Source organism: Enterobacter sp. BIDMC109, from assembly GCF_001037885.1.
In the GTDB taxonomy this organism is placed as follows: Bacteria; Pseudomonadota; Gammaproteobacteria; order Enterobacterales; family Enterobacteriaceae; genus Enterobacter; species Enterobacter hormaechei_C.
In genome coordinates this window covers 4,320,052-4,342,758 of the sequence record NZ_KQ090002.1, presented here as the reverse complement: position 1 = coordinate 4,342,758, position 22,707 = coordinate 4,320,052, and the positions used below count along the sequence as shown (strand labels likewise).

Here is a 22,707-nt window from a genome sequence, read left to right as displayed (position 1 = left end):
TTTCCAGGTGCTCATATTTTCCTTCATTTGAATGAGGACCAAAAATGAAAAGGACGCTTTGTACAGTGCTGACGGCACTCACGCTGGCGACTGCCCTGCCTGCTATAGGCGCTACCACCGAAGCAGGTAGTACCAGCGCAGCAACAACCGGTACAACAACCGGAGCAACGGTGGGAACTACCGCTGGCACTACGGGGGGACTGGCGGCAGGCGCGATTGGGACAACCGCTGTTGTCACCACCGCTGCGATTGCCGGCGTAGCGACGTTAGCCGTTGTCGCGGTAAGCGACAGTGGCGATGACTCAGGCAATGGTACTTCCACGACGACAGTTACCCGCTAAGGCTGGTGCGCAAGGCGATATAGCCTTGCGCTGAACAGCGCAACGACTTGACCCGGTGGCGATATCAAAGCCGGGTATTTAATTGATTTCAATGTTATTTAATCAAGGATTTCTGGTGAGACTGTTTATTCTGCTCATCATGACTCTGCTGATCCAGGGATGTACGCCGAGCCAGCAGAGCATTATTGAGACCTTTAACGCCAGCCTGGACGGGCGCCAGGATGTGACGGTAACGGACGGGCAGATTCAGGTGCTCCCATACTCAACCATGTACCTGCGTCTGGATAATGGCCCGAGGATCCTGGTGGTTCTCGGATACATCGAACAGGGAAACAGTAAGTGGTTATCGCAGGATAATGCGATGATCGTCACGCATAACGGTCGCCTTATCCACACGCTCAAGCTCCCTTATAACCTGCTTGAGGTAACCAACCTTGAGCACGATCCGCTGCGCCACACGCCGCAGCTCCGCGACGGCAGCCAGTGGTCGCGCGATGTGCGCTGGCAGGAAGAGGGGCGGTATCGCTCCGTACACCTGACCTCGCGCTTCTCCCTGAGCGGGACGGAAAACCTGACCCTTGCCGGAAATACGCTACGTTGTCAGGTCTGGCAGGAGACGGTGCAGGCCGACGGCCTCGATCGTCGCTGGCATAACACCTTCTGGATTGATTCCGCCACCGGCCAGGTACGCCAGAGCGAACAGATGCTCGGCGCGGGCGTATTCCCTGTCACCATGACGATGTTGAAGCCCGCCCCATGAACAGACTCAGAAAATGGTTACCTGGCGTAGGGCTATCTCTCTTCAGCCTGCCCGCCTTATGCGCAAGCGTCGTTACCGTGCATCAGCCGGGCAAAACGTGGTCTGCTGGACAGGCCGATACGCTCTCCCGGCTGGTCACCCAGCCGCAGCTGAACAACGTCTGGTGGCAGGGCGCTGTCATCGCAACCCCTTCCGCCACGCGGCGAGCGCAACAGACGCAACAGCAGGTGCTGGCGTCGCTTTCAGCCTGGCAGAATCGCGCCGATGACGAGCGGATCGCGACCATTCGCACTGTCGCTACACAGATCCGCTCCCTGCGGATCGTCGGGCGGCAGTTTGTCAGCCTCGATCCAGACGCCGTGCGTACCGACGCCCGCGGCGATCGTTCCCTTGAGGGCCGTTACGATCTGTGGCTCTCGCCTGCGCCCCGCACCGTCACGCTGATGGGGGCGGTCGCCACACCGGGGAAACTGGCCTGGCGACCGGGCGCAAGCATTAGGGATTACTTACAGGGGCAGCTGCGGCTGGCTGGCGCCGACAGGAATAACGTGACCGTTATCGATCCTTACGGCAGTAGGGTTGTTGCGCCGGTGGCGTACTGGAACGCACGCCATATTGAAGCAGAGCCGGGCGCTGTTCTGTGGGTGGGGTTTGATCCCCGGGCGGTGCCGGACGATTTTACCGGTCTGAATGAGCAAATCGTTGCGCTCCTGACGCGGCGGATACCTGACTGATGAACAAACTTTTTTTACTGAGCGGCCTTGCTCTGGCGATCTCTTCTGCCTGCCACGCGGAGCTGCGTACCTGGCCCGATCCGACCGGACCTTCACAGTCCGACTTTGGCGGCACCGGCCTGATGCAAATGCCCGACGCGCGCTTTGGCCGGGAAGGGGAATTCAGCGTCAACTACCGCGATAACAACCAGTATCGTTTTTACTCCTCTTCGGTCGTGCTCTTTCCGTGGCTGGAAGGGACGATTCGTTATACCGACGTCCGCACCCGCAAATACAGCAGCGACGAGGATTTCAGCGGCGATCAAAGCTACAAGGATAAGTCATTCGATTTTAAGGTTCGTCTGTGGGAAGAGGACTATAGCCTGCCGCAGGTGGCGCTCGGCAAGCGCGATATTGCGGGCACCGGCCTGTTCGACGGTGAATATCTGGTTGCCAGTAAAATGGCCGGACCGGTCGATTTTACCTTTGGAATAGCCTGGGGATATCCCGGTAATAGCGACAACGTGGGTAACCCGCTGTGCCACGACAACAATAAGTATTGCACCCGCGGCGAATCACATGATGCCGGGGATATCAGCTTTAGCGATATGTTTCGTGGTCCGGCGTCGCTGTTTGGCGGCCTCCAGTATCAGACGCCCTGGCAGCCCCTGCGCCTGAAGCTCGAGTATGACGGCAACAATTATGCCGATGATTTTGCCGGCTCCATTAAGCAGTCGAGCCATATCAACGTGGGGGCAGTCTATCGCGTTGCCGACTGGGCCGATCTCAACCTCAGCTACGAGCGCGGCAATACGCTGATGTTTGGCTTCACCCTGCGGACCAACTTTAACGATCTGCGCCCCGCGCTGCGTGATAACCCGAAACCGGCCTGGCAACCGGCACCGGCAGGCGAGACGCTGGACTATACCTCGGCGGCAAACCAGCTCACCGCGCTTAAGTACAACGCAGGCTTCGATGCGCCGGAGATCCCTCAGCACGGCAATACCTTATACATGACCGGCGAACAGTATCGCTATCGCGATCCGCGCGAAGCGGTGGATCGCGCCAACCGTATTCTGATCAATAACCTGCCCGACGGGGTCGACACGATCGCTATCACCCAGCGGCGTGACCATCTGCCGCTGGTCACGACGCAAACCGATGTCACCAGCCTGCGCAAACAGCTGGCGGGACAGCCGCTCGGCCAGGAGGAGGCGCTCAGGCAGCAGCGCGTCGAGCCTGTGGATACCACAGCGTTCGGGCGCGGCTACCGTATTCGCGCCGATCGCTTCAGCTACAGCGTCAAACCGACGCTGGCGCAGTCGCTGGGCGGTCCGGAAGATTTCTATATGTTCCAGGTGGGGGTGATGGCCAGCGCCAGCTACTGGCTGACCGATCGTCTGCTGCTCGACGGCGGCGTGTTCGCCAACCTCTATAACAACTACGACAAGTTCAAATCCTCGCTGCTTCCCGCTGACTCCAGCCTGCCGCGCGTCAGAACCCATATTCGCGATTATGTCAGCAATGACGTCTACATCAACAACTTACAGGCCAACTATGTCGATGCGCTGGGGCACGGCTTCTATGCCCAGATTTATGGCGGCTACCTCGAAACCATGTACGGCGGTGTGGGAGCAGAGGCGCTCTGGCGCCCGCTTGATAGCGACTGGGCGCTGGGCGTGGATGCGAACTACGTCAAGCAGCGCGACTGGGACGACATGATGCGCTTCACCGACTACAGCGCGCCAACCGGATTTATCACCGCCTACTGGAACCCGGCGAAGCTCAACAGCGTGCTGATGAAGCTGAGCGTCGGGCAGTACCTGGCGAAGGATAAAGGCGCCACCCTCGACGTCGCGAAGCGATTCGACAGCGGCGTGACGGTAGGCGCCTGGGCGGCGCTGACCAACGTCTCGAAAGAGGATTATGGCGAAGGTGGCTTTAGCAAAGGCTTCTACATCTCGATCCCGCTTGATCTGATGACGATCGGCCCAAATCGCAACCGGGCGGTGGTCTCTTGGACACCTCTCACGCGTGATGGCGGCCAGACGTTAGGCCGTAAATATCAGCTCTATGACATGACGTCAGAACGCGAAACCCCGGTAGGGCAGTAGTACCGGATGAAACAGGCATTACTTAACCAGATGATTTTCCTGAATGAAAAACGTTAAATTTTCCGTGCTTGCGTTGGCTATGATGGCGTTAAGCGGTTGTACTATCGTACCGGGCCAAGGACTTAGCACCCAGGGCAAAGATATTATCGATCTGCCTGACAGCAATTACGATCTGAATAAGATGGTCAACGTCTATCCGCTCACGCCGGGGCTGGTGGAGCAGTTGCTGCCTGGCAAAGTCGACTCCCGCGCGAATCCTGAACTGGATCGCCAGCTTCAGAACTACCAATATCGCATCGGCGTCGGCGACGTGCTGATGGTTACCGTCTGGGACCACCCGGAGCTGACCACCCCCGCAGGTCAGTACCGTAGCGCCAGCGATACGGGCAACTGGGTGAATGCCGATGGCACGATCTTCTACCCCTATATCGGCAAAATCCGCGTCGTCGGCAAAACGCTGGCCCAGGTGCGCGATGAGATCGCCGCCCGGCTGGACTCGGTGATTGAGAGCCCGCAGGTGGATGTCAGCGTCGCGGCGTTCCGCTCGCAAAAAGCCTACGTGACGGGCGAAGTGGCTAAGTCGGGCCAGCAGCCCATCACTAACATTCCGCTGACCATAATGGATGCGATCAATGCGGCAGGCGGCCTGACGTCAGAGGCGGACTGGCGGCACGTGGTGCTGACCCATAACGGCCAGGATACGCACATTTCGCTCTACGCGCTGATGCAGCGCGGCGATCTCACCCAGAACAAACTCCTCTATCCGGGCGATATTCTCTTCATTCCCCGTAATGACGACCTGAAAGTGTTTGTCATGGGCGAGGTGGGTAAACAGAGCACCCTGAAGATGGACCGTAGCGGCATGACGCTGGCGGAAGCGCTGGGTAATGCGCAGGGCGTGAATCAGGATATGGCCGACGCCACAGGGATCTTTGTGATTCGTCCGTTGCAGGGCAAGCAGAACGGCAAAATCGCCAACGTCTACCAGCTTAACGCCCGGGATGCCACCGCGATGGTGTTGAGCACCGAATTTCAGCTTGAGCCTTACGACATCGTCTATGTCACCACCGCGCCGCTGGTGCGCTGGAACCGCGTGATCTCTCAGCTTGTGCCGACCATTACCGGCGTACATGACCTGACTGAAACAGGGAGATATATCAGAACATGGCCAAACTAACGTTTAACGCCATCCTGGTGATCTGTACCGGCAATATCTGCCGCTCTCCCATTGGGGAACGGCTGCTACGCCGGCTGCTTCCCGCCGCCCGGGTCGATTCAGCGGGAACGTGTGGCCTGGAAGGGCGCACCGCCGATTCACAGGCGACAGAGATCGCCGCCGAACGCGGCACCCTGCTAGAGGGCCACGTGGCGCGCAGGCTCACCCCCGCCATGGTGCGCGACTACGATCTGATTCTGGCGATGGAGCTGGAACATATCGAGCAGGTCACGGCTATCGCACCGGAGGCGCGCGGCAAAATGATGCTCTTTGGTCACTGGACGGGCAGAAAAGAGATCCCGGACCCCTACCGTAAAAACCGGGACGCATTTGAATATGTTTATGGGCTGCTGGAGCAGGCCAGTCTGGAATGGGCGAAACGGCTCAGTTAATCACACGGGATAGTTACGTTTTATGTCAACAAATAACCTTCACGCCCATGATGCGTCTGCCGCGAATAACGAGATCGATCTTGTGCGCCTGTTGGGTGAGTTGCTCGACCACCGAAAATTTATTCTCATCCTTACCGCGCTGTTCACGCTGGCGGCACTGCTTTATGCGCTCTTTGCCACACCAGTTTATCAGGCCGATGCGCTGATACAGGTGGAACAGAAGCAGGGCAACGCGCTACTCAGTAACCTTAGCGAGTTCATCCCTGACTCCTCGCCTGAGTCGGCGCCGGAGCTTCAGCTTCTCCAGTCGCGCATGATCCTCGGTAAAACGATTGATGACCTGAACCTGCGCACGCAGGTAAGTGAAAACCATTTTCCCCTTGTCGGACGCGGCTGGGCGCGGCTCACCGGCCAACAGCCTGGCATCGTCGATATCCGTATGCTCAATCTTCCCCCTGTCGCGGGTCGGGCGCAAAAGCTGACGCTGACCGTCGGCGAGAACGGCCACTATCAGCTGGAAGGCGATAACGTGACGTTACAGGGCGTCGTGGGACAGCCACTGAGCGCGGCGAATATCGCCATTACCATTGCCGCTATCCAGGCGAAGCCGGGTACGCAATTTACGATTACACAGCTGAGCGAGCTGGAGGCCATTGACGCGCTACAGCTGCGTTTTTCCGTGAGCGAGCGCAGCAAGGACAGTGGGATGCTTGGCCTGACCATCACGGGGGAAGATCCCGATGAGATGGCGCGCGTGCTTAACTGCATCGCCGATAACTATTTACAACAGAACGTGGCTCGCCAGGCGGCGCAGGATGCGAAAAGCCTGCAATTTTTGAAGCAGCAGCTTCCGCAGGTGCGCAGCGAGCTGGACCAGGCCGAGGAGAAGCTCAACCGCTATCGCCAGCAAAACGACTCCGTTGACCTGAACCTGGAGGCAAAAGCGGTGCTGGAGCAGATTGTGAATGCGGACAATCAGCTCAATGAACTGACCTTCCGGGAAGCGGAAATTTCGCAGCTCTACAAAAAAGATCACCCCACCTACCGGGCGCTGATTGAGAAACGCCAGACGCTGGAGCAGGAAAAAAACCGCCTGAATAAACGGGTATCGTCCATGCCGTCAACCCAGCAGGAGGTGTTGCGCCTGAGCCGTGATGTGGAGTCGGGACGCGTTATCTACCAGCAGCTGCTTAACCGCGAACAGGAGTTGAGCATCGCCCGGTCGAGCGCAATTGGTAACGTCCGCATTATCGATCCGGCCGTGACCCGGCCGCAGCCAGTCAAGCCGAAAAAAGCGCTGGTTGTCGTTCTGGGGGTTCTCCTGGGTCTGTTCGTCTCTGCGGGTTGGATCCTGGCGCGCAGTATGCTGCGTATGGGCATTGAAACGCCGGAGCAGCTGGAGGAGCATGGGATTAACGTCTATGCCACCGTACCGCTGTCGGAATGGCTGGCTAAAAAAATGCGTTTGCGCAAAAAAGACTTTATGTCCTCAGGGCTGCGCCATAAGACCAAACATATCCCCTTCCTGGCGGCGGATAACCCGGTCGATCTCTCCGTGGAGGCGATTCGCGGCCTGCGCACCAGTCTGCATTTTGCGATGATGGAGTCAGCGAACAATATACTGATGATCTCTGGCGCCACGCCTGACAGCGGTAAAACCTTTGTCAGCAGTACCCTGGCGGCCGTCGTGGCGCAGGCGGGCCAGAAAGTGCTCTATGTTGATGCGGATATGCGTCGCGGGTATGCCCATGATCTGTTTAAGCTCGACAATACCTGCGGCTTATCGGAGATGTTGTCCGGTAAGGCGGAGTATTCCCAGGGCGTTCAGACCTTCGATAAAGGCGGGTTCGATACCATCGTGCGCGGGCAGATCCCCCCTAATCCGGCGGAGCTTCTGATGCATACGCGTTTCCAGCAGCTGCTGGACTGGGCGAATGAACGCTACGATCTGGTGATTATCGATACGCCACCGATCCTGGCGGTCACCGACGCGGCTGTTGTCGGTCGTCGCGCAGGCACCACGCTGCTGGTCGCCCGCTTCGGGATGAACAGCGTGAAGGAGATGCTGGTCTGTGTACAGCGTCTGGAGCAGAGTGGCGTCAATACCAAAGGGGTGATTCTTAACGGCGTCGTTAAGCGGGCAAGCAACGCTTACGGCTACGGCTATCATCACTACGGTTACAACTATTCGAGTAATTGAGCCTGCCCGTTCTGACATTAATGCGCATTGTGTTTGTAATGAAAAACGGGAAGGCCCAGCTTAAGGCGCAATGCCAGCATACGCGCGGTGAAGCCAAACAGCAGGGTGGAGATAACCACCACATCGTGGCTGGTGACATAGTGCTGCAAGGCGACATAAAGCACTGCCGCGGCAAAGGAGATGCCGGCATACAGTTCCTTCTGGAAAACCAGCGGGATACGCTTGCAGAACATATCCCGCAGCACCCCGCCAAACACGCCCGTGATCACGGCAGCGATGGTGGCGATAACCGGGCCTTCACCCATATCGAGAGCGATTTGTGCGCCAATGATGGAAAAAACAATCAGCCCAAGCGCATCCAGCACCAGAAACACGCGGCGCAGATGAGGCATCACCGGGGCCACAATCGTGGTTAGCACGGCTGCCGTTGCCACGATAATGACGTACTCAGGGTTTTTTACCCAGCCGAGCGGATAATGGCCAAGCAGGATATCGCGCACGGACCCGCCGCCGAGCGCGGTGGCCGTGGCAATAATAATCACGCCGAAGGTGTCCATACGGCGACGTCCGGCAGCGAGCGCGCCGGTCATGGCTTCTGCGGTAATGCCAATAAGATAGAGAATGTGAAGCAGCATAAACCCTCCGGAATGAAGAGGAGGAGATTAGCGATTTGTGCGGAAGATCACGATTGAGATTTTCTAAGGCGAGGGGGTTTGCCCTACAGAAATTTATCAACGCATGCCTGGCAGGCTTGTGATAAGGCGGGAGGAAAAGAAAGTAAGGCTAAATAAGGATTAGAAAAAGTAATGGGTGGTGTGCGAGGCAACACCACCCTGAAAGGAATTACTCGATATTCTGGATCTGCTCGCGCATCTGCTCAATCAGGACCTTCAGCTCAATCGCTGAATTGGTTACCTCTGCATTGATAGACTTAGACGCCAGCGTGTTCGACTCGCGGTTGAACTCCTGCATCATAAAGTCGAGACGGCGGCCTACCGCTTCTTTCTTCTTCAGAATGTTGTAGGTCTCTTTAACGTGCGCTTCCAGACGATCCAGCTCTTCAGCCACGTCCACACGCTGCGCCATCAGCACCAGCTCTTGTTCCAGACGGTTGTTTTCCAGCTGAACTTCCGCCTCTTCCAGTTTGGCGACAAGACGCTCACGCTGCCATTGCAGCACTTCTGGCATATGAGCGCGCACTTTAGCGACTTCGGCGCTCACGCCTTCAAGGCGTTGCTCAATCATCGCTTTCAGCGCCTGGCCTTCGGTTTCGCGGGCAACGATAAAGTCGTCCAGCGTGCCGTCGAGTGCAGCCAGGATTTCAGCAGTAATCGCGTCCAGATCCTGCTCTCCGGCGGCCATCACGCCAGGCCAGCGCAGAATATCAACCGGGTTGATCTCGCCTTCATCGCTCTGCATTTTGACCCAGTTCGCCGCATTAACCAGCTGTTTTGCCAGCTTTTCGTTCAGGATCAGTTCGCCCTGTGCACTGGCATCGGGCTCAAAACGCAAATTACATTCCACTTTCCCGCGGGTCAGACGCGTACGGATACGCTCACGCACCACAGGCTCCAGGCTGCGGAACTGTTCCGGCATACGGAAATACGTTTCCAGATAGCGCTGGTTTACCGAGCGCATTTCCCAGGTAGCGCTACCCCAGCTACCCTTGATTTCACGCCGGGCGTAGGCGGTCATACTGCGGATCATAGACATTCCCGTTTTTAAAGGAGAGATGGGGGGATTATAGCTTTCAGGGGCTTCTCAGGATAGGAATAAGCGTCCTTTATCCGTATAATGCGCAGCCACATTCGTTTCAAGCCGGAGAATCCATCATGCGTCCAGCAGGTCGTAGCGCCAACCAGGTGCGTCCCGTCACCCTGACCCGTAACTATACAAAACACGCTGAAGGCTCCGTGCTGGTTGAGTTTGGTGACACCAAGGTGCTTTGCACCGCGTCCATTGAAGAGGGCGTGCCTCGCTTCCTGAAAGGTCAGGGCCAGGGGTGGATCACCGCCGAATACGGTATGTTGCCGCGCGCAACCCATACCCGTAATGCCCGTGAAGCGGCAAAAGGTAAGCAGGGCGGCCGTACTATGGAGATCCAGCGCCTGATCGCGCGTGCGCTCCGCGCCGCGGTTGACCTGAAAACGCTGGGTGAGTTCACCATCACGCTGGACTGCGACGTGATCCAGGCCGATGGTGGCACGCGTACGGCCTCAATTACCGGTGCCTGTGTGGCGCTGGCAGATGCCCTGAACAAGCTGGTTGCCGCCGGTAAGCTGAAAACCAACCCAATGAAAGGGATGGTTGCTGCTGTCTCCGTTGGTATCGTTAACGGCGAGGCGCTTTGCGATCTGGAATACGTTGAAGATTCTGCCGCAGAAACCGACATGAACGTGGTGATGACCGAAGATGGTCGCATCATTGAAGTGCAGGGTACGGCAGAAGGCGAGCCATTCACCCACGAAGAACTGCTCACCTTGCTGGCGTTGGCCCGAGGGGGAATCGAATCTATTGTAGCGACGCAGAAAGCGGCGTTAGAAAATTGATTTTAAGGCGACCAATGAGTCGCCTTTTTTTTGCCTGTAAGACTGAAAAGACAAAGGAGCAAATCCATGAAATCGTATCAGCGCCAGTTTATTGAGTTTGCGCTTAACAAGCAGGTACTTAAGTTTGGCGAGTTCACGCTGAAATCCGGGCGTAAAAGCCCGTATTTCTTCAACGCCGGACTGTTTAATACCGGGCGCGACCTGGCACTGTTAGGCCGCTTCTATGCCGAAGCGCTGGTGGATTCCGGGATTGATTTCGACCTGCTGTTTGGCCCCGCGTACAAAGGCATTCCAATCGCAACCACCACGGCGGTAGCGCTGGCGGAGCACCATGACCGCGACGTACCGTACTGCTTTAACCGTAAAGAGGCCAAAACCCACGGTGAAGGCGGCAATCTGGTAGGCAGTGCGTTGCAGGGGCGTGTGATGCTGGTGGATGACGTGATCACCGCAGGTACCGCGATCCGTGAATCGATGGAGATTATCCAGGCTAACGGCGCAACGCTTGCGGGTGTGCTGATTTCGCTCGATCGTCAGGAGCGCGGGCGCGGCGACATCTCTGCTATTCAGGAAGTGGAGCGCGATTATGGCTGCAAGGTCACGTCGATTATCACGCTGAAAGACCTGATTGCGTATCTGGAAGAGAAGCCTGAGATGGCTGATCATCTGGCGGCGGTGCGTCAATACCGCGAAGAGTTTGGCGTATAATTCAATTGCCCGGTGGCGCTACGCTTACCGGGCCTACCCGTTCGTAGGCCGGATAAGGCAAAGCCGCCATCCGGCGATGGCGTTACTGTAACTGAGCAGCCACTAACGGCCAGCGGGCGTCAAAATCGTCCGTTGGTCGATATTTAAACTCGCTGCGCACAAACCGGGAGAGCATCCCTTCGCAAAATGCCAGGATCTGGCTTGCCAGCAGGGTTTCATCCGTATTATATCCCTCGCCCTCCCGCATTTTCTTCTCGCGCAGAACCTGACGAAGCTGGGCTTCGATACGCTCAAAAAGCTGGTTTATACGGCCTTGCAGACGATCCTGTTCAAACATCAGCGCGTGGCCGGTCAGAATACGGGTCAGACCCGGGTTACGTTCACCAAAGCCCAGAATCAGCAGCACAATCAGACGCAGACGCGTGCTGGTGTCTTTTTCATCCTTCAGAATCAGGTTGATGCGCGTGATCAGGCTGTCTTCGATAAACTCGATCAGGCTGTCAAACATCCGGGTTTTGCTCGGGAAATGACGATACAGCGCCGCCTCTGACACGCCCACAGAGGCCGCCAGTTTTGCGGTGGTGATGCGTTGACTGCCGTCGCTGGATTCAAGCATCAGAGCCAGAGATTGAAGTATTTCTTCGCGACGATTCCTTTTCGCGGTTTGTTTTTCTGCCATGTTACAAAAATACCCCTGAAAATAAGCACTTGTCAGGCTGGCAACCACACAGCGACCCGCAAACTGACGTTTGCGGTTTGTTATTGCATTATGGCGCTGTGAGATGCGTGTTTGTCGGGCGGTTATTTGCGCCCGGAATGGCCGAAGCCGCCTTCGCCACGGTCGGTAGCGTCGAAGTCTGCCACCAGATTAAATTCTGCCTGCACCACCGGTACAAACACCATCTGCGCGATACGCTCGCCCGGCTCAATGGTGAAGCTGACCTGGCCACGGTTCCAGACGGATACCATCAGCTGACCCTGATAGTCAGAATCGATCAGGCCGACCAGATTACCCAGCACGACGCCATGCTTGTGGCCCAGGCCAGAGCGCGGCAGGATCACCGCTGCCAGTGACGGGTCAGCAATGTGAATCGCCAGCCCGGTCGGGATCAGGGTCGTTGCACCCGGCGCCAGTTCTACGGCGTCATCAAGACAGGCGCGCAGGTCAAGACCGGCAGAGCCGGAGGTGGCATACGTTGGCAGCGGAAATTGCTCGCCAACGCGCGGGTCCAGAATCTTAACGTCGATTTTTTTCATCATAACGGGTAACGATCTCGTCCAGTAAGTGTTGGCCCAGGAGTTCTTTGCGCTCAAGCGGTAAGACTTTATCTCCATCCTGCCAGAAAAGGTGCAATGCGTTGCTGTCGCTGTTAAATCCTTGCGTGGACAGCGATACGTCGTTCGCGCAAATCAAATCGAGGTTTTTGCGGGTACGTTTTTGCCGGGCATATTCTTCCACATTATTCGTTTCTGCGGCAAACCCAACAACGTAAGGTCGATGAGTTTTCAATGCGGCGACACCGGCAACGATATCCGGGTTCTTCACCATTTTTATTGTTAATTCATCACCTTGCTTTTTAATTTTGGCGTCGGCAATGGTTTCGGCGCGGTAATCAGCGACGGCCGCACAGCCGATAAAAATATGCTGCTGTTGAGCATGTGCCTGTACGGCGGCTTCCATTTCCAGCGCGGTCGTTACATCAATACGCTGCACAAACGCAGGGGTGGTAAGCGACACCGGGCCGCTCACCAGCGTGACGTTCGCGCCGCGTTTGGCTGCCGCGGCAGCAATCGCAAAGCCCATTTTGCCTGAGCTGTGGTTGGTGATGTAACGCACCGGGTCCAGCGGCTCGCGCGTGGGGCCCGCGGTAATCATGATGTTGAGATGTTGCAGATCGTTGACAGGCGAGAAATGGGCGGCGGCCATATCAACAATCGTCAATGGGTCGAGCATACGCCCTGGCCCAACGTCGCCGCAGGCCTGGCTGCCACTGTCCGGTCCCCAAATCAGCAGGCCGCGCGAGGCCAGCGTGTCCAGATTATGCTGGGTAGCGGCGTTGCGGTACATCTGCTGGTTCATTGCGGACACAACCGCGACGGGCGCAGGCGTGGCGAGGCAAATGGTCGTTACCAGATCGTTCGCCATACCGGCTGCCACGCGGGCAATTAAATCTGCCGTGGCGGGGGCAAGGATAACCAGATCGGCCCATTTCCCCAGCTCAATGTGGCCCATTGCGGCTTCGGCTGCCGGGTCGAGCAGGCTGTCGGATACCGGGTATCCCGAGACGGCTTGCAGGCTCAGCGGGGTGATAAAGGCTTTGCCGCCTTCGGTGATCGCGACCCGTACGTCGGCCCCGCGCTCGCGCAAACGGCGCACCAGGTCTGGCGTTTTATATGCAGCAATACCGCCGCTGACGCCAAGAACGATTTTTTTACCGGCCAGGCTCATCATGATTCTTTCCTGTTGGGTTTCACCAGAGAGCGGGCATTTTATCACAATCCCTAAAACGGGGTGATGATGTCCTTAATTCACTTTGCGAGGCGTTACGCAAGAACGAAATGCCAGCGTCGAACCCCGAATTTGCCTGTGGCAGCATAATGGCAAACAGAAGGAGGCCGGGCATGGAAGAGACTGAACTGCTGCTACCGCGTGAAAAAATGCTGCGTCATGGCGTCACGTTGTTAAAGGACGACGAGCTGCTGGCGCTCTTTTTACGCACAGGCACGCCGGGGAAAACGGTATTTACGCTGGCGAAAGAACTGATAGACCATTTCGGTTCACTGTATGGATTGCTGACCGCTGAGCTGGAGGCGTTTACGCACGTTGAGGGCATTGGCGTGGCGAAATATGCCCAGTTACGGGGCATTGCCGAGCTGGCCCGGCGATTTTACAACGTGCGTATGGAGGAAGAAGACCCGATCCTCACCCCCGACATGACCCGCGAATTTCTGCAAAGCCAGCTCTCCGATCTGGAGCGGGAGATCTTTATGGTGATCTTTCTCGATAACAAAAACCGGGTACTGAAACATACCCGCCTTTTTTCGGGAACATTGAGCCACGTTGAGGTGCATCCGCGTGAAATTGTGCGGGAAGCGATAAAAGTGAATGCAGCCGGCGTGATCCTCGCGCATAATCACCCCTCTGGCTGTGCAGAACCAAGCAGAGCTGACAAAGCAATTACCGAACGTATTATCAAATGCTGTCAATTCATGGACATTCGTGTGCTGGACCATCTGATAATTGGCCGCGGAGAGTACATTTCTTTTGCCGAACGTGGCTGGATTTAGGCCTTTTCTCGCGATCCATCGGGATCTTTGTCTGTTCGGGACTTGAGCACACCGCCGAGTCAGCGTATACTACGCCACCTTTGAGAATCTCGGGTTTGGCATTTGGGCCTGGCAATCGAGAGTTCAATAGAACTATGCGATGACCGGGCTGTAAAGCCTGACGAGGCGCCGATACCCCATACGAAGCTCGAGCTAATTTGATTTTTGGAGAATAGACATGTCCCGAGTCTGCCAAGTTACTGGCAAGCGTCCGGTGACCGGTAACAACCGTTCCCACGCACTGAACGCGACTAAACGCCGTTTCCTGCCGAACCTGCACTCTCACCGTTTCTGGGTTGAGAGCGAGAAGCGTTTTGTCACCCTGCGCGTATCTGCTAAAGGTATGCGTGTAATCGATAAGAAAGGCATCGATACAGTTCTGTCCGAACTGCGTGCCCGTGGCGAAAAGTACTAAGTACTTAAAGAGGAAATAAATCATGGCTAAAGGTATTCGCGAGAAAATCAAGCTGGTTTCTTCTGCTGGTACAGGTCACTTCTACACCACCACGAAGAACAAACGTACTAAGCCGGAAAAACTGGAACTGAAAAAATTCGATCCAGTTGTACGCCAGCACGTACTGTACAAAGAAGCTAAAATCAAATAATTTTAGTCTCCTTGTATTGAAAAACCCCGCAACTGCGGGGTTTTTTGCATTCTGCATCTCAACGGAGGAACCATGCCTGAATTACCTGAGGTAGAGACCAGCCGCCGCGGCATTGAGCCCCATCTGGTTGGCGCGACTATTCTTCATGCTGTCGTTCGCAACGGGCGTCTGCGCTGGCCGGTGTCCGATGAGATCCACGCGTTAAGCGACAAACCCGTCCTGAGCGTGCAGCGCCGCGCGAAATACCTGCTGCTGGAGCTGCCTGACGGCTGGATCATTATCCATCTGGGCATGTCGGGAAGCCTGCGCATCCTCACCGAAGAGTTGCCTGCGGAAAAGCACGACCACGTTGATCTGGTGATGAGTAACGGCAAAGTACTGCGTTACACCGACCCGCGTCGCTTTGGCGCATGGCTGTGGACCAAAGAGCTGGAAGGACACAACGTGCTGGCGCATCTCGGACCTGAGCCGCTGTCAGAGGCGTTTAACGCGGATTATCTCAAAGAGAAGTGCGCGAAAAAGAAATCCCCGATTAAACCCTGGCTGATGGATAACAAGCTGGTGGTGGGCGTGGGAAATATCTATGCCAGCGAATCGTTGTTTGCCGCCGGGATCCATCCCGATCGGCTGGCCTCCTCGCTGTCGGCGCAGGAGTGCGAGCTGCTGGTCAGAGTAATTAAAGCGGTACTGCTGCGCTCAATTGAGCAGGGCGGGACGACGCTGAAGGATTTCCTGCAAAGCGACGGGAAGCCGGGCTATTTTGCGCAGGAGTTGCAGGTTTATGGCCGTAAGGGTGAGCCGTGCAGAGCCTGCGGGACGCCGATTATTGCCACGAAGCACGCTCAGCGCGCCACGTTTTACTGCCGTCAGTGCCAGAAGTAGGGTTACTTTAGCTTTTCCATCAACGCCTGGTGGACGTTAACCGGCAGGAAGTGGGTAACGTCCCCGTGATGGCGCGCCACCTCTTTCACCAGTGAGGAAGAGATGAAGGACCACTCTTTGGAGGGCATCAGGAATACGCTCTCCAGCTCCGGCATCAGATGGCGGTTCATGTGTGCCAGCTGCATCTCATATTCGAAGTCTGCTACCGCGCGAAGACCGCGGATCAGGATATTGGCCTGCCGGTCACGGGCAAAGTTTGCCATCAAGTCGCTGAATCCGACGACCTCAACATTCGACAGATGCGAAATCGCATCGGTGGCAAGCTGCACGCGTTCGTTCAGGTCGAACATCGGCTTTTTGCTCGGGCTGGCGGCAATGGCCAGAATCACCTTGTCGAACATACACGCCGCACGGGTGATGATATCAAGATGACCGTTAGTGATCGGATCGAAGGTACCCGGATAAATCGCTTTTGTGCTCATGGCTCACGTTTTCTCTGAGTAGCCGCGGTTCAGCGCCCACAGCTCGGTGTATTTGTTGAAAGTATACTGGGCATTCACTACGGCCAGTAACCAGCCCTGTTTGCCGTCCAGCACGCCGCCACGCAGCAGCAGCGTTTTCAGAAACGCGCCCAGCGTGTGGGTGAAGATGCCGGTCAGCGTGGCCTTCTTGCCGCGCGTATGCCGCTCCTGCGCCCAGGCGGTGGCATAGTTCAGCTGTTTACGCTGGAAGCTGGCGAAATCGCGGCAGGTCAGATGAAGCAGATCGCCCGTCAGGGGGATGACCTGAGCGCCATCGCAGGCCAGAGATTCATGGACCAGGTTGTCGTTGTACTGATAACGCTCGCGCGCATAGAGGCGCATCACGCGGTCGGGGTACCAGCCGCTGTGGCGCATAAAGCGGCCCAGGAAATAGTTACGACGCGCGATACTGTAGACCGCGCCGGGCTGTGGCGCGGCAAGCACCGTTTGAATGGCCTGTCGGAGTTCCGGGGTGACGCGCTCATCGGTATCGATCATCAACACGTAATCGCCCGTGGCGTAACCCTGCGCACGCTGGCGCTGAATACCGTAGCCCTGCCAGTCGGTGTCGGTAAAGACTTTTGCCCCGGCTGCACGGGCAACGTCCGCCGTGTTGTCCGTACTTCCGGAGTCGAGAATGACGATTTCGTCAGCCCAGGCAACAGAGGCCAGGCAATCCGGAAGCAGGTCGGCGGCGTTTTTGGCGATCATCACGACCGACAGACGCGTTGACATTAGTGGCTCCGCTGCGGCAGGTAAGGTTGCAGAAGTTGCAGCAGACGGGTCAGTGCGCCCTGGTTCTGATGCAGGACTTCAACGGCGTGACGACCGTACCACAGGCGGTAATCTTCGTCAGTCAGAAGGGTAGAGACCTCTTTGACCACCGAATCCGCGTCGGTCACGGTGATTAAGCCATCGGCTTGCTGCAATTTCGCGCAGATATCTTTGAAGTTAAACGTGTGTGGCCCCATCAGTACGGGGATGGCGTGGGCTGCTGGCTCCAGCGGGTTATGACCACCGCGCTCCACCAGGCTTCCGCCAACGAATGCAAGATCGGCGATCCCGTACAGCAGCATCAGTTCGCCCATCGTATCGCCAATCACCACCTGCGTGCTGCCAGAGGGGATTTCGCCGCTGCTGCGCAGGGTGAAGCTGAAACCGCCTTTTTGCACCATCTCGCGGGCATCTTTAAAACGCTCAGGATGGCGAGGAACCAGAATCAGAAGTAAATCAGGGAATTTTTCCAGCAGCTGGCGGTGAGCCTGAAGAATAATGGCTTCTTCGCCATCATGGGTGCTGGTGGCAATCCAGACCTGGCGACGCGGCGCCCACTGACGACGCAGTGTTACCGCACGGGCGGCGAGTTCAGGGGTGACGGAAATATCGAACTTCAGGCTACCCGTGACCGCAAGCTGGTTGCGCTTCAGGCCGAGGGCGATAAAGCGCGCGGCATCTTCTTCGTTCTGCGCGGCGATCAGCGTGATTTTGCTGAGCAGGCGACGCATAAATTTACCCAGCTTGCCGTACCCTTTCGCCGAGCGTTCCGACAGACGCGCGTTGGCGATAACCAAAGGAATTTTACGGGCATGCAGGGCGGAAATCATATTCGGCCACAGTTCGGTTTCCATGACGATCACCAGTTTAGGGCGCACGGTATTCAGGAAACGGTTCATGGCGCAGGGGAGATCGTACGGCAGGTAGACGTGATGCACGTCTTTACCGAAGGCAGACATCACGCGCTCTGAGCCGGTTGGCGTCATCGTGGTGACGGTGATGGGCAGTGACGGATAACGGTGGCGCAGGGCACGCACCAGTGGAATGGCGGCCAGCGTTTCCCCGACTGACACGGAATGCAGCAGAATACCGTCCGGCGCCACTTTATTGCGGCAGTAGCCATAACGTTCGGCCCAGCGTTTACGGTACGCAGGCGCTTTACGGCTACGAAGCAACAGTCGCAGCCACACCAGTGGCTGAATGATGTAGAGCAGGGCGGTATACAACAATTCCAAGCGATTATCCGTTTTTTTAGTTTCGGCCGGGAAATTCTAAGCATTTAAGCGTGCTAAAGCTATCTCTTATGCCAGATACCGTTTTAAACGGAAGTAGCGCCGGCCCAGGCGCCAGCGCAAACGCGGGCTTTTGGCACTTTTCCAGATGAGCTTCCAGATCCCGGTGTCGAAGAACTCTTTGATTATCATTGATTTCTTCGCCTCATCCTTCATGTTGTCGAAGGTATGAATAATTCCCAGACCCTCTTTAGCGATTTGCCAGTAACAGGCCGGGATATTTTTCACTTTATCCGGGTAGCGCTGGTTAATGGCATCAAGCATCTTCAGGATCTTCATATAATGGCGCGCAGAGCGAATCAGCGTGTCGTCATTATCCGGGGTGTGCGATACCGAGGCGGAGTGAATGTAGTAGTCGTAAAAGCGTTCGCTGGTGTACTGAACGCGTTCCGCGGCAAGCAGCACCTCAGTCGTCCACGGGATATCCTGATGGCGCAGGCTTGGCTCGAAACGGAAGCCGTGCTGACGAATAAAATCGTGACGATAGATATTCAGCCAGGTCACATGCAGGAACTTACGTGAATCCAGCGCCTTTTTTAACCATGCCGCGCCATTCATGACGCCCGTTGAGGCGAGCTTATCTTCAGGGAAGATAGGGCGAGACGGTTTTTTGTTATTTTCCCAGACGTAGTTGCCATTGCAGGTGGCGACATCCAGGTTCTGCGTGACGGCCATATCCAGCAGACGCTGGTACATGCCGGGTTTGAAGACATCATCAATATCCGGGAAAGAGAGATACTGCCCGGTCGCAACGGCCAGGCCAGTATTACGCGCGATGGACACGCCCTGATTAGGTTGTTCAATAACCTGCATCTGTGGCAGCTTTTCGCGCCATTTTTCGACAATCTGCATCGAGCGGTCAGTGGAACCGTCATTCACGATGATGACTTCCATACTGTCGATGTGTTGATTTACAAGGCAGGTAAAGAACTGATCGAGAAAAGCTTCACCGTTATAAACGGCCACCACCACGCTTAATAAAGGCGCTGAATTTTGCATATGAAACCTGATTATTTTTGGTTGTCGACCAAAGCAATGTATTGCTGGCAAATGGCGTTGATACCGAACGATGCGATCGTTTCGCGATCAACAACCGGCGGAGAGGCATACAGTTCTGCCAGTGTTTTCGCCAGTGATTCGTCGGTTAACGCTGTCAGACCACGCGCCAGGGGGCCAGTAAGGATCTCAGCAGGGCCGCCAGGGCAGTTTGTACTCACCGGTGGGGTCTGACAGATAATGGACTCTACCAGTACATTACCAAAACCTTCGCAGTCGGAACTTAACACTAAAAGGCGTGCCCCTTTGATCCACGGGTAGGGGTTGGTTTCGAACGGGCGGAAGACGATCTTGTTTTCAATTCCCAGCTTAGCGGCAAGCTGTTTGAGCTGATTTATTTTCGCGTCAGAACCTTTGCCCATCAACACCAGCGATGCGTCGATCTTGCTCAGCGCGAACGCCCGCAGCAGCCTGTCGTGACGTTTGTGTTCATGAAAACGGCCAACATGGATAATGTAATCCTGCCCCTGCATCTCAAAGGGCGCTTCCGCCAGACGCTGAATTTCAGGGATATCAAAGGGGTTATGGATAACCGCTTTGCGCCGCAGGGGGATCGCGAGTACTTCAGACAGATCGTGCAGCACGGCGCCAGAAACCGCCACCACGTTGCGGTTTTCATAGGTATGACGAATTTTATAATGCTTAAACCAGCGAGAAAGCCCGCTGCGATGGCGCAAATAGGAGAAGGAGAACATCCCGTGTACGCAGAACCAGACCTTATCCCGATCCAGCACGCGGCTGTGCGCCACGATACGGTCGGTTTTATGCAGATGTGAGAACACGACGTCAAATTTACCGCTGCGTTCTGCCTGCTCGATGGCGCGATCCAGCAAACGGGCGCGACGCGGGATCTCGGTCAGCTTCCGCCAGGGTTTTTTACAGGTATCCTGCACAACCTGAAAATCGATGCCTTCCGGAATGGCGTAGTCGCACACCTTCCGTAAGGAGAAAAGGGTGACCTGATGCCCCAGTTCTGTCAGTCCGCTGGAGAGGGTGAGAACCGTTTTTTCGGCTCCTCCACCGGGTAAACCATCAATAATCATTAGGATGCGCATTATTAATCCAGTAATTTTTGATAAAGCGAAATAAGCTGACTTGATAGTTTTTCAGGGGTTGCTTCTCTGACGCGTTCACGCGCCGCAAGCCCCATATTGTTATTTTTTTCCAGTGAAGGGATGGACATGACGGCCTCCTTCAATGTGTGGATATCAAGTGCATCACAGTAAAACCCGTTCTGGCCTTGCTCAATAAATTCTGAACCACCGCAACTCTCTGACGTAATGACGGGCAATCCACAGGCCATTGCTTCAAGTATGACGTTAGGGAAAGGATCATACAGCGTCGGCAGCAGTAAACCATCAGAAAGCTGATAAAACGGCAGCGTCTCTTTTTGCATCCCCAGGAAACGGATTTGCCCCTCACAGCCTAATGAACGGGCGAGGTCGCGATAACGGCTTTCCGCTTTATCCTGACCGACCACAACCAGCCACGCCGAGGTTCCTGCTATAGCCCGAATAGCGCTTGCCAGCCCCTTACGTTCAAACCCTGAACCCACGAAGCAGAAAATGACGGCATCAGCGGGTAAGCCAAATTGCTGACGCAGTACAGCGCGTTGCCTCTCTTCTGCCGGAACGAAGCGGCTGGAATCTATTGAATTATAAATCACATGTATCTTTTTTGCGTCAATATCAAAGTCTTCGACGATTTCGCGCTTGATCATCTCCGCATTACAGATAACGGCTTTCAACTCGGGAGCCTGGTACATTTCACGTTCTGCGTGCATCACGTAGCGGTGATAGCGATCGTGCATAAGCAGCTTCGCGCGCCAGGCGGGGAGAATACGCGTACGCTGTAGCAGCCAGCGTCGATGTACACCATCCCCGGCGCGGTAAATATCGCAGCCCGGAATACGTTCGTGGCTCTGGACAATATCAAACTGCTGTTGCTGCCACAGCGCGCGCGCGGCGTGTGCAAAGCCGCGCTCACGGCTGATGCGGCCCCACTTTCGGGGATCGCAAATATGAATATGCCAGTCGTCCTGCTTTTCGCCCTGCCACTCGCGGGTGATGACGTTGAGCTCAAGATTTTGATTGCTCAGCGCGGTAAGTGCCCTGGAGACAAAACGTTCTGCTCCCCCATCCGGACGATATTTTTGGCGCACAATGGCCAGACGATGAAGCTTCATTGCAGGTATCTCCTTGCGGCGGAGACGACAGCATCAACGGGGATGGCGTCGAGATAACGTTCCGTCGTTTTTGTATCAATGGCGTCAGGGTTGGGAAGCGGGCCGTAGTTACCTGCCCAGATGACCTCTCCGTTAACCTGCCATGGCGACCAGAACGTCAATTTTGACGGGCCAAACAGCGCCACGCAGGGCGTCTGAAGGGCGGCGGCCATGTGCATGGGTACGGAGTCAACGCCAATGAACAGGATCGCGTGATCGATTAGCGAGGCCAGTTGGCGCAGGGTTAACTGGCCTGCCAGTGATACAACACCCGTCTGCGGGGAGGCGGCAAGAATGCGGTCAATCATCGCCAGCTCTTTCTTATCCGGTCCCGCCGTGAGGACGATAGTGTGGCCGTCCTGCTGCAACGCGGCGATAGTTTGCGCCATTTTGCCTTCATCCCAGCACTTAAAGAACCAGCGTGAAGTGGGTTGAATAACGATGTAGCGGTCTCCCACGCCCTTTTGCGACAGCTTTTGGTGAGCATGGCGCCAGTCATCCGCGCTGTAAGCCATGGTCACGGTAGGGTTGGCCATTACCGGCAGCGCTGACAGTATGGAGAGATTTTGTTCAACGGTGTGCAACGACTGATGGCTGGCGACCGAGACCAGTTCACTGTGACAAAAACGCCAGAAGGCATTATTGCGCTTGTTAAAAGCGAACCCGAGCCGAATCGGTGCACCGGTGAAGCGGGTAACAATCGCGCTGCGCCACTGATCGGCAAGATTGATCACCAGATGATAATGCTGAGCGCGTAAAGCACGAAGCAACTGCCACTCTTTTTGCAGGTGCTTCAGCGTCCCCAGCTGCTTCCATTTACGATCGATACCATAGATCGTCCTGATTGCCGGATGCGCGGCGAGCATGTCTCGCGTCTCTTCATAGAGAAGCACGTCGATTTGGGCTTCAGGCCATTTCTGGCGTAATGAATTGATGACGGGGGTGGTGAGTAACATGTCACCATGATGGCGAAGTTTGATCAGTAAAATGCGCAAATCAGGCGTGTCAGGTAAGTTATTCATCATCATCTTAT

At 56.0% G+C, this 22,707-nt stretch carries 25 protein-coding genes; 13 read left to right on the top strand and 12 right to left on the bottom strand.

The window, feature by feature from the left end:
• Nucleotides 1-44: 44 nt before the first annotated feature.
• The 7 genes from SK62_RS20465 (at nucleotide 45) to etk (ending at nucleotide 7,736) form a co-directional block, all read left to right on the top strand.
• The gene (locus tag SK62_RS20465) at nucleotides 45-341 is read left to right on the top strand and encodes a hypothetical protein (RefSeq protein WP_017693971.1); all 297 of its coding nucleotides are present in this window, start codon (nucleotides 45-47) and stop codon (nucleotides 339-341) included.
• A 115-nt stretch (nucleotides 342-456) separates the two neighbouring features.
• The gene (locus tag SK62_RS20460) at nucleotides 457-1,101 is read left to right on the top strand and encodes a YjbF family lipoprotein (protein ID WP_047062550.1); all 645 of its coding nucleotides are present in this window, start codon (nucleotides 457-459) and stop codon (nucleotides 1,099-1,101) included.
• Nucleotides 1,098-1,835: a capsule biosynthesis GfcC family protein gene (locus SK62_RS20455; RefSeq protein ID WP_047718482.1), complete on the top strand. Its 738-nt coding sequence runs from the start codon at nucleotides 1,098-1,100 to the stop codon at nucleotides 1,833-1,835. The genes SK62_RS20460 and SK62_RS20455 overlap by 4 nt, the downstream gene beginning before the upstream one ends.
• Entirely contained in the window at nucleotides 1,835-3,928 is a 2,094-nt protein-coding gene (locus SK62_RS20450) for a YjbH domain-containing protein (protein WP_072250107.1), read from the top strand. Before SK62_RS20455 ends, SK62_RS20450 begins: the two co-directional genes overlap by 1 nt.
• Before the next feature lie 43 nt (nucleotides 3,929-3,971).
• Nucleotides 3,972-5,105: a polysaccharide export protein gene (locus SK62_RS20445; protein WP_032646765.1), complete on the top strand. Its 1,134-nt coding sequence runs from the start codon at nucleotides 3,972-3,974 to the stop codon at nucleotides 5,103-5,105.
• Nucleotides 5,093-5,536 (top strand): arsenate reductase/protein-tyrosine-phosphatase family protein, encoded by a 444-nt coding sequence (locus SK62_RS20440; RefSeq protein ID WP_015570047.1) that lies wholly within the window; start codon nucleotides 5,093-5,095, stop codon nucleotides 5,534-5,536. Before SK62_RS20445 ends, SK62_RS20440 begins: the two co-directional genes overlap by 13 nt.
• A 22-nt stretch (nucleotides 5,537-5,558) precedes the next feature.
• The gene (gene etk / locus SK62_RS20435; protein ID WP_048249849.1) at nucleotides 5,559-7,736 is read left to right on the top strand and encodes a tyrosine-protein kinase; all 2,178 of its coding nucleotides are present in this window, start codon (nucleotides 5,559-5,561) and stop codon (nucleotides 7,734-7,736) included.
• A 17-nt stretch (nucleotides 7,737-7,753) separates the two neighbouring features.
• On the opposite strand, the gene SK62_RS20430 is transcribed toward etk, so the two are convergent.
• Together SK62_RS20430 and SK62_RS20425 are read right to left on the bottom strand one after the other, a co-directional pair.
• Nucleotides 7,754-8,371, bottom strand: coding sequence for a trimeric intracellular cation channel family protein (locus SK62_RS20430; RefSeq protein WP_015570045.1), 618 nt, complete (start codon nucleotides 8,369-8,371; stop codon nucleotides 7,754-7,756).
• A 208-nt stretch (nucleotides 8,372-8,579) separates the two neighbouring features.
• Nucleotides 8,580-9,443: a YicC/YloC family endoribonuclease gene (locus tag SK62_RS20425; RefSeq protein WP_003860907.1), complete on the bottom strand. Its 864-nt coding sequence runs from the start codon at nucleotides 9,441-9,443 to the stop codon at nucleotides 8,580-8,582.
• A gap of 125 nt (nucleotides 9,444-9,568) precedes the next feature.
• On the opposite strand from SK62_RS20425, the gene rph reads away from it, so the two are divergent.
• A complete protein-coding gene (gene rph, locus SK62_RS20420) occupies nucleotides 9,569-10,285 on the top strand; it encodes a ribonuclease PH (protein WP_015570044.1) in 717 nt (238 codons plus the stop codon).
• Nucleotides 10,286-10,351: 66 nt separating this feature from the next.
• A complete protein-coding gene (gene pyrE / locus SK62_RS20415) occupies nucleotides 10,352-10,993 on the top strand; it encodes an orotate phosphoribosyltransferase (RefSeq protein WP_015570043.1) in 642 nt (213 codons plus the stop codon).
• A gap of 82 nt (nucleotides 10,994-11,075) precedes the next feature.
• Here the strand turns inward: pyrE and slmA are convergent, their stop codons facing one another.
• From slmA to coaBC, 3 genes are all read right to left on the bottom strand, one after another.
• Nucleotides 11,076-11,672, bottom strand: coding sequence for a nucleoid occlusion factor SlmA (gene slmA / locus SK62_RS20410; protein WP_003860901.1), 597 nt, complete (start codon nucleotides 11,670-11,672; stop codon nucleotides 11,076-11,078).
• Between the two features lie 122 nt (nucleotides 11,673-11,794).
• Nucleotides 11,795-12,253, bottom strand: a complete 459-nt coding sequence (gene dut / locus SK62_RS20405) for a dUTP diphosphatase (protein WP_039269347.1) — start codon at nucleotides 12,251-12,253, stop codon at nucleotides 11,795-11,797.
• Complete coding sequence (gene coaBC, locus SK62_RS20400) at nucleotides 12,231-13,442, bottom strand: bifunctional phosphopantothenoylcysteine decarboxylase/phosphopantothenate--cysteine ligase CoaBC (protein ID WP_172609130.1); 1,212 nt, start codon at nucleotides 13,440-13,442, stop codon at nucleotides 12,231-12,233. The genes dut and coaBC overlap by 23 nt, the downstream gene beginning before the upstream one ends.
• 173 nt (nucleotides 13,443-13,615) lie before the next feature.
• On the opposite strand from coaBC, the gene radC reads away from it, so the two are divergent.
• The 4 genes from radC (at nucleotide 13,616) to mutM (ending at nucleotide 15,807) form a co-directional block, all read left to right on the top strand.
• Complete coding sequence (gene radC, locus SK62_RS20395) at nucleotides 13,616-14,281, top strand: RadC family protein (protein ID WP_006812419.1); 666 nt, start codon at nucleotides 13,616-13,618, stop codon at nucleotides 14,279-14,281.
• Nucleotides 14,282-14,498: 217 nt separating this feature from the next.
• The gene (gene rpmB / locus SK62_RS20390) at nucleotides 14,499-14,735 is read left to right on the top strand and encodes a 50S ribosomal protein L28 (RefSeq protein WP_002436699.1); all 237 of its coding nucleotides are present in this window, start codon (nucleotides 14,499-14,501) and stop codon (nucleotides 14,733-14,735) included.
• Nucleotides 14,736-14,757: 22 nt separating this feature from the next.
• Nucleotides 14,758-14,925: a 50S ribosomal protein L33 gene (gene rpmG / locus SK62_RS20385; protein ID WP_003024094.1), complete on the top strand. Its 168-nt coding sequence runs from the start codon at nucleotides 14,758-14,760 to the stop codon at nucleotides 14,923-14,925.
• 72 nt (nucleotides 14,926-14,997) lie between these two features.
• A complete protein-coding gene (gene mutM, locus SK62_RS20380) occupies nucleotides 14,998-15,807 on the top strand; it encodes a bifunctional DNA-formamidopyrimidine glycosylase/DNA-(apurinic or apyrimidinic site) lyase (RefSeq protein WP_047718487.1) in 810 nt (269 codons plus the stop codon).
• A gap of 2 nt (nucleotides 15,808-15,809) precedes the next feature.
• Here mutM and coaD read toward each other — a convergent pair whose 3' ends face one another.
• From coaD to rfaQ, 7 genes are all read right to left on the bottom strand, one after another.
• Entirely contained in the window at nucleotides 15,810-16,289 is a 480-nt protein-coding gene (gene coaD, locus SK62_RS20375) for a pantetheine-phosphate adenylyltransferase (RefSeq protein WP_015570040.1), read from the bottom strand.
• 3 nt (nucleotides 16,290-16,292) lie between these two features.
• A complete protein-coding gene (locus tag SK62_RS20370) occupies nucleotides 16,293-17,063 on the bottom strand; it encodes a glycosyltransferase family 2 protein (protein ID WP_017693965.1) in 771 nt (256 codons plus the stop codon).
• Nucleotides 17,063-18,337, bottom strand: coding sequence for a lipid IV(A) 3-deoxy-D-manno-octulosonic acid transferase (gene waaA / locus SK62_RS20365; protein ID WP_003860874.1), 1,275 nt, complete (start codon nucleotides 18,335-18,337; stop codon nucleotides 17,063-17,065). Before waaA ends, SK62_RS20370 begins: the two co-directional genes overlap by 1 nt.
• A 66-nt stretch (nucleotides 18,338-18,403) precedes the next feature.
• A complete protein-coding gene (locus SK62_RS20360) occupies nucleotides 18,404-19,393 on the bottom strand; it encodes a glycosyltransferase (protein ID WP_017693964.1) in 990 nt (329 codons plus the stop codon).
• Between the two features lie 11 nt (nucleotides 19,394-19,404).
• The gene (locus tag SK62_RS20355) at nucleotides 19,405-20,505 is read right to left on the bottom strand and encodes a glycosyltransferase (RefSeq protein WP_017693963.1); all 1,101 of its coding nucleotides are present in this window, start codon (nucleotides 20,503-20,505) and stop codon (nucleotides 19,405-19,407) included.
• A gap of 2 nt (nucleotides 20,506-20,507) precedes the next feature.
• On the bottom strand, nucleotides 20,508-21,635 hold the full coding sequence (locus SK62_RS20350; protein WP_015570036.1) for a glycosyltransferase family 4 protein: 1,128 nt from the start codon (nucleotides 21,633-21,635) through the stop codon (nucleotides 20,508-20,510).
• Nucleotides 21,632-22,702, bottom strand: coding sequence for a putative lipopolysaccharide heptosyltransferase III (gene rfaQ / locus SK62_RS20345; protein ID WP_015570035.1), 1,071 nt, complete (start codon nucleotides 22,700-22,702; stop codon nucleotides 21,632-21,634). The genes SK62_RS20350 and rfaQ overlap by 4 nt, the downstream gene beginning before the upstream one ends.
• Nucleotides 22,703-22,707 lie beyond the last annotated feature (5 nt).

Coding starts and splice junctions, on each gene's coding strand:
- SK62_RS20465 (WP_017693971.1), top strand. CDS start 45: ATGAAAAGGACGCTTTGTACAGTGCTGACGGCACTCACGCTGGCGACT.
- rfaQ (WP_015570035.1), bottom strand. CDS start 22,702: ATGATGATGAATAACTTACCTGACACGCCTGATTTGCGCATTTTACTG.
- SK62_RS20440 (WP_015570047.1), top strand. CDS start 5,093: ATGGCCAAACTAACGTTTAACGCCATCCTGGTGATCTGTACCGGCAAT.
- coaBC (WP_172609130.1), bottom strand. CDS start 13,442: ATGAGCCTGGCCGGTAAAAAAATCGTTCTTGGCGTCAGCGGCGGTATT.
- pyrE (WP_015570043.1), top strand. CDS start 10,352: ATGAAATCGTATCAGCGCCAGTTTATTGAGTTTGCGCTTAACAAGCAG.
- dut (WP_039269347.1), bottom strand. CDS start 12,253: ATGATGAAAAAAATCGACGTTAAGATTCTGGACCCGCGCGTTGGCGAG.
- SK62_RS20450 (WP_072250107.1), top strand. CDS start 1,835: ATGAACAAACTTTTTTTACTGAGCGGCCTTGCTCTGGCGATCTCTTCT.
- slmA (WP_003860901.1), bottom strand. CDS start 11,672: ATGGCAGAAAAACAAACCGCGAAAAGGAATCGTCGCGAAGAAATACTT.
- rpmG (WP_003024094.1), top strand. CDS start 14,758: ATGGCTAAAGGTATTCGCGAGAAAATCAAGCTGGTTTCTTCTGCTGGT.
- rph (WP_015570044.1), top strand. CDS start 9,569: ATGCGTCCAGCAGGTCGTAGCGCCAACCAGGTGCGTCCCGTCACCCTG.
- SK62_RS20445 (WP_032646765.1), top strand. CDS start 3,972: ATGAAAAACGTTAAATTTTCCGTGCTTGCGTTGGCTATGATGGCGTTA.
- SK62_RS20350 (WP_015570036.1), bottom strand. CDS start 21,635: ATGAAGCTTCATCGTCTGGCCATTGTGCGCCAAAAATATCGTCCGGAT.
- SK62_RS20360 (WP_017693964.1), bottom strand. CDS start 19,393: ATGCAAAATTCAGCGCCTTTATTAAGCGTGGTGGTGGCCGTTTATAAC.
- mutM (WP_047718487.1), top strand. CDS start 14,998: ATGCCTGAATTACCTGAGGTAGAGACCAGCCGCCGCGGCATTGAGCCC.
- SK62_RS20430 (WP_015570045.1), bottom strand. CDS start 8,371: ATGCTGCTTCACATTCTCTATCTTATTGGCATTACCGCAGAAGCCATG.
- coaD (WP_015570040.1), bottom strand. CDS start 16,289: ATGAGCACAAAAGCGATTTATCCGGGTACCTTCGATCCGATCACTAAC.
- rpmB (WP_002436699.1), top strand. CDS start 14,499: ATGTCCCGAGTCTGCCAAGTTACTGGCAAGCGTCCGGTGACCGGTAAC.
- SK62_RS20370 (WP_017693965.1), bottom strand. CDS start 17,063: ATGTCAACGCGTCTGTCGGTCGTGATGATCGCCAAAAACGCCGCCGAC.
- SK62_RS20425 (WP_003860907.1), bottom strand. CDS start 9,443: ATGATCCGCAGTATGACCGCCTACGCCCGGCGTGAAATCAAGGGTAGC.
- radC (WP_006812419.1), top strand. CDS start 13,616: ATGGAAGAGACTGAACTGCTGCTACCGCGTGAAAAAATGCTGCGTCAT.
- SK62_RS20355 (WP_017693963.1), bottom strand. CDS start 20,505: ATGCGCATCCTAATGATTATTGATGGTTTACCCGGTGGAGGAGCCGAA.
- etk (WP_048249849.1), top strand. CDS start 5,559: ATGTCAACAAATAACCTTCACGCCCATGATGCGTCTGCCGCGAATAAC.
- SK62_RS20455 (WP_047718482.1), top strand. CDS start 1,098: ATGAACAGACTCAGAAAATGGTTACCTGGCGTAGGGCTATCTCTCTTC.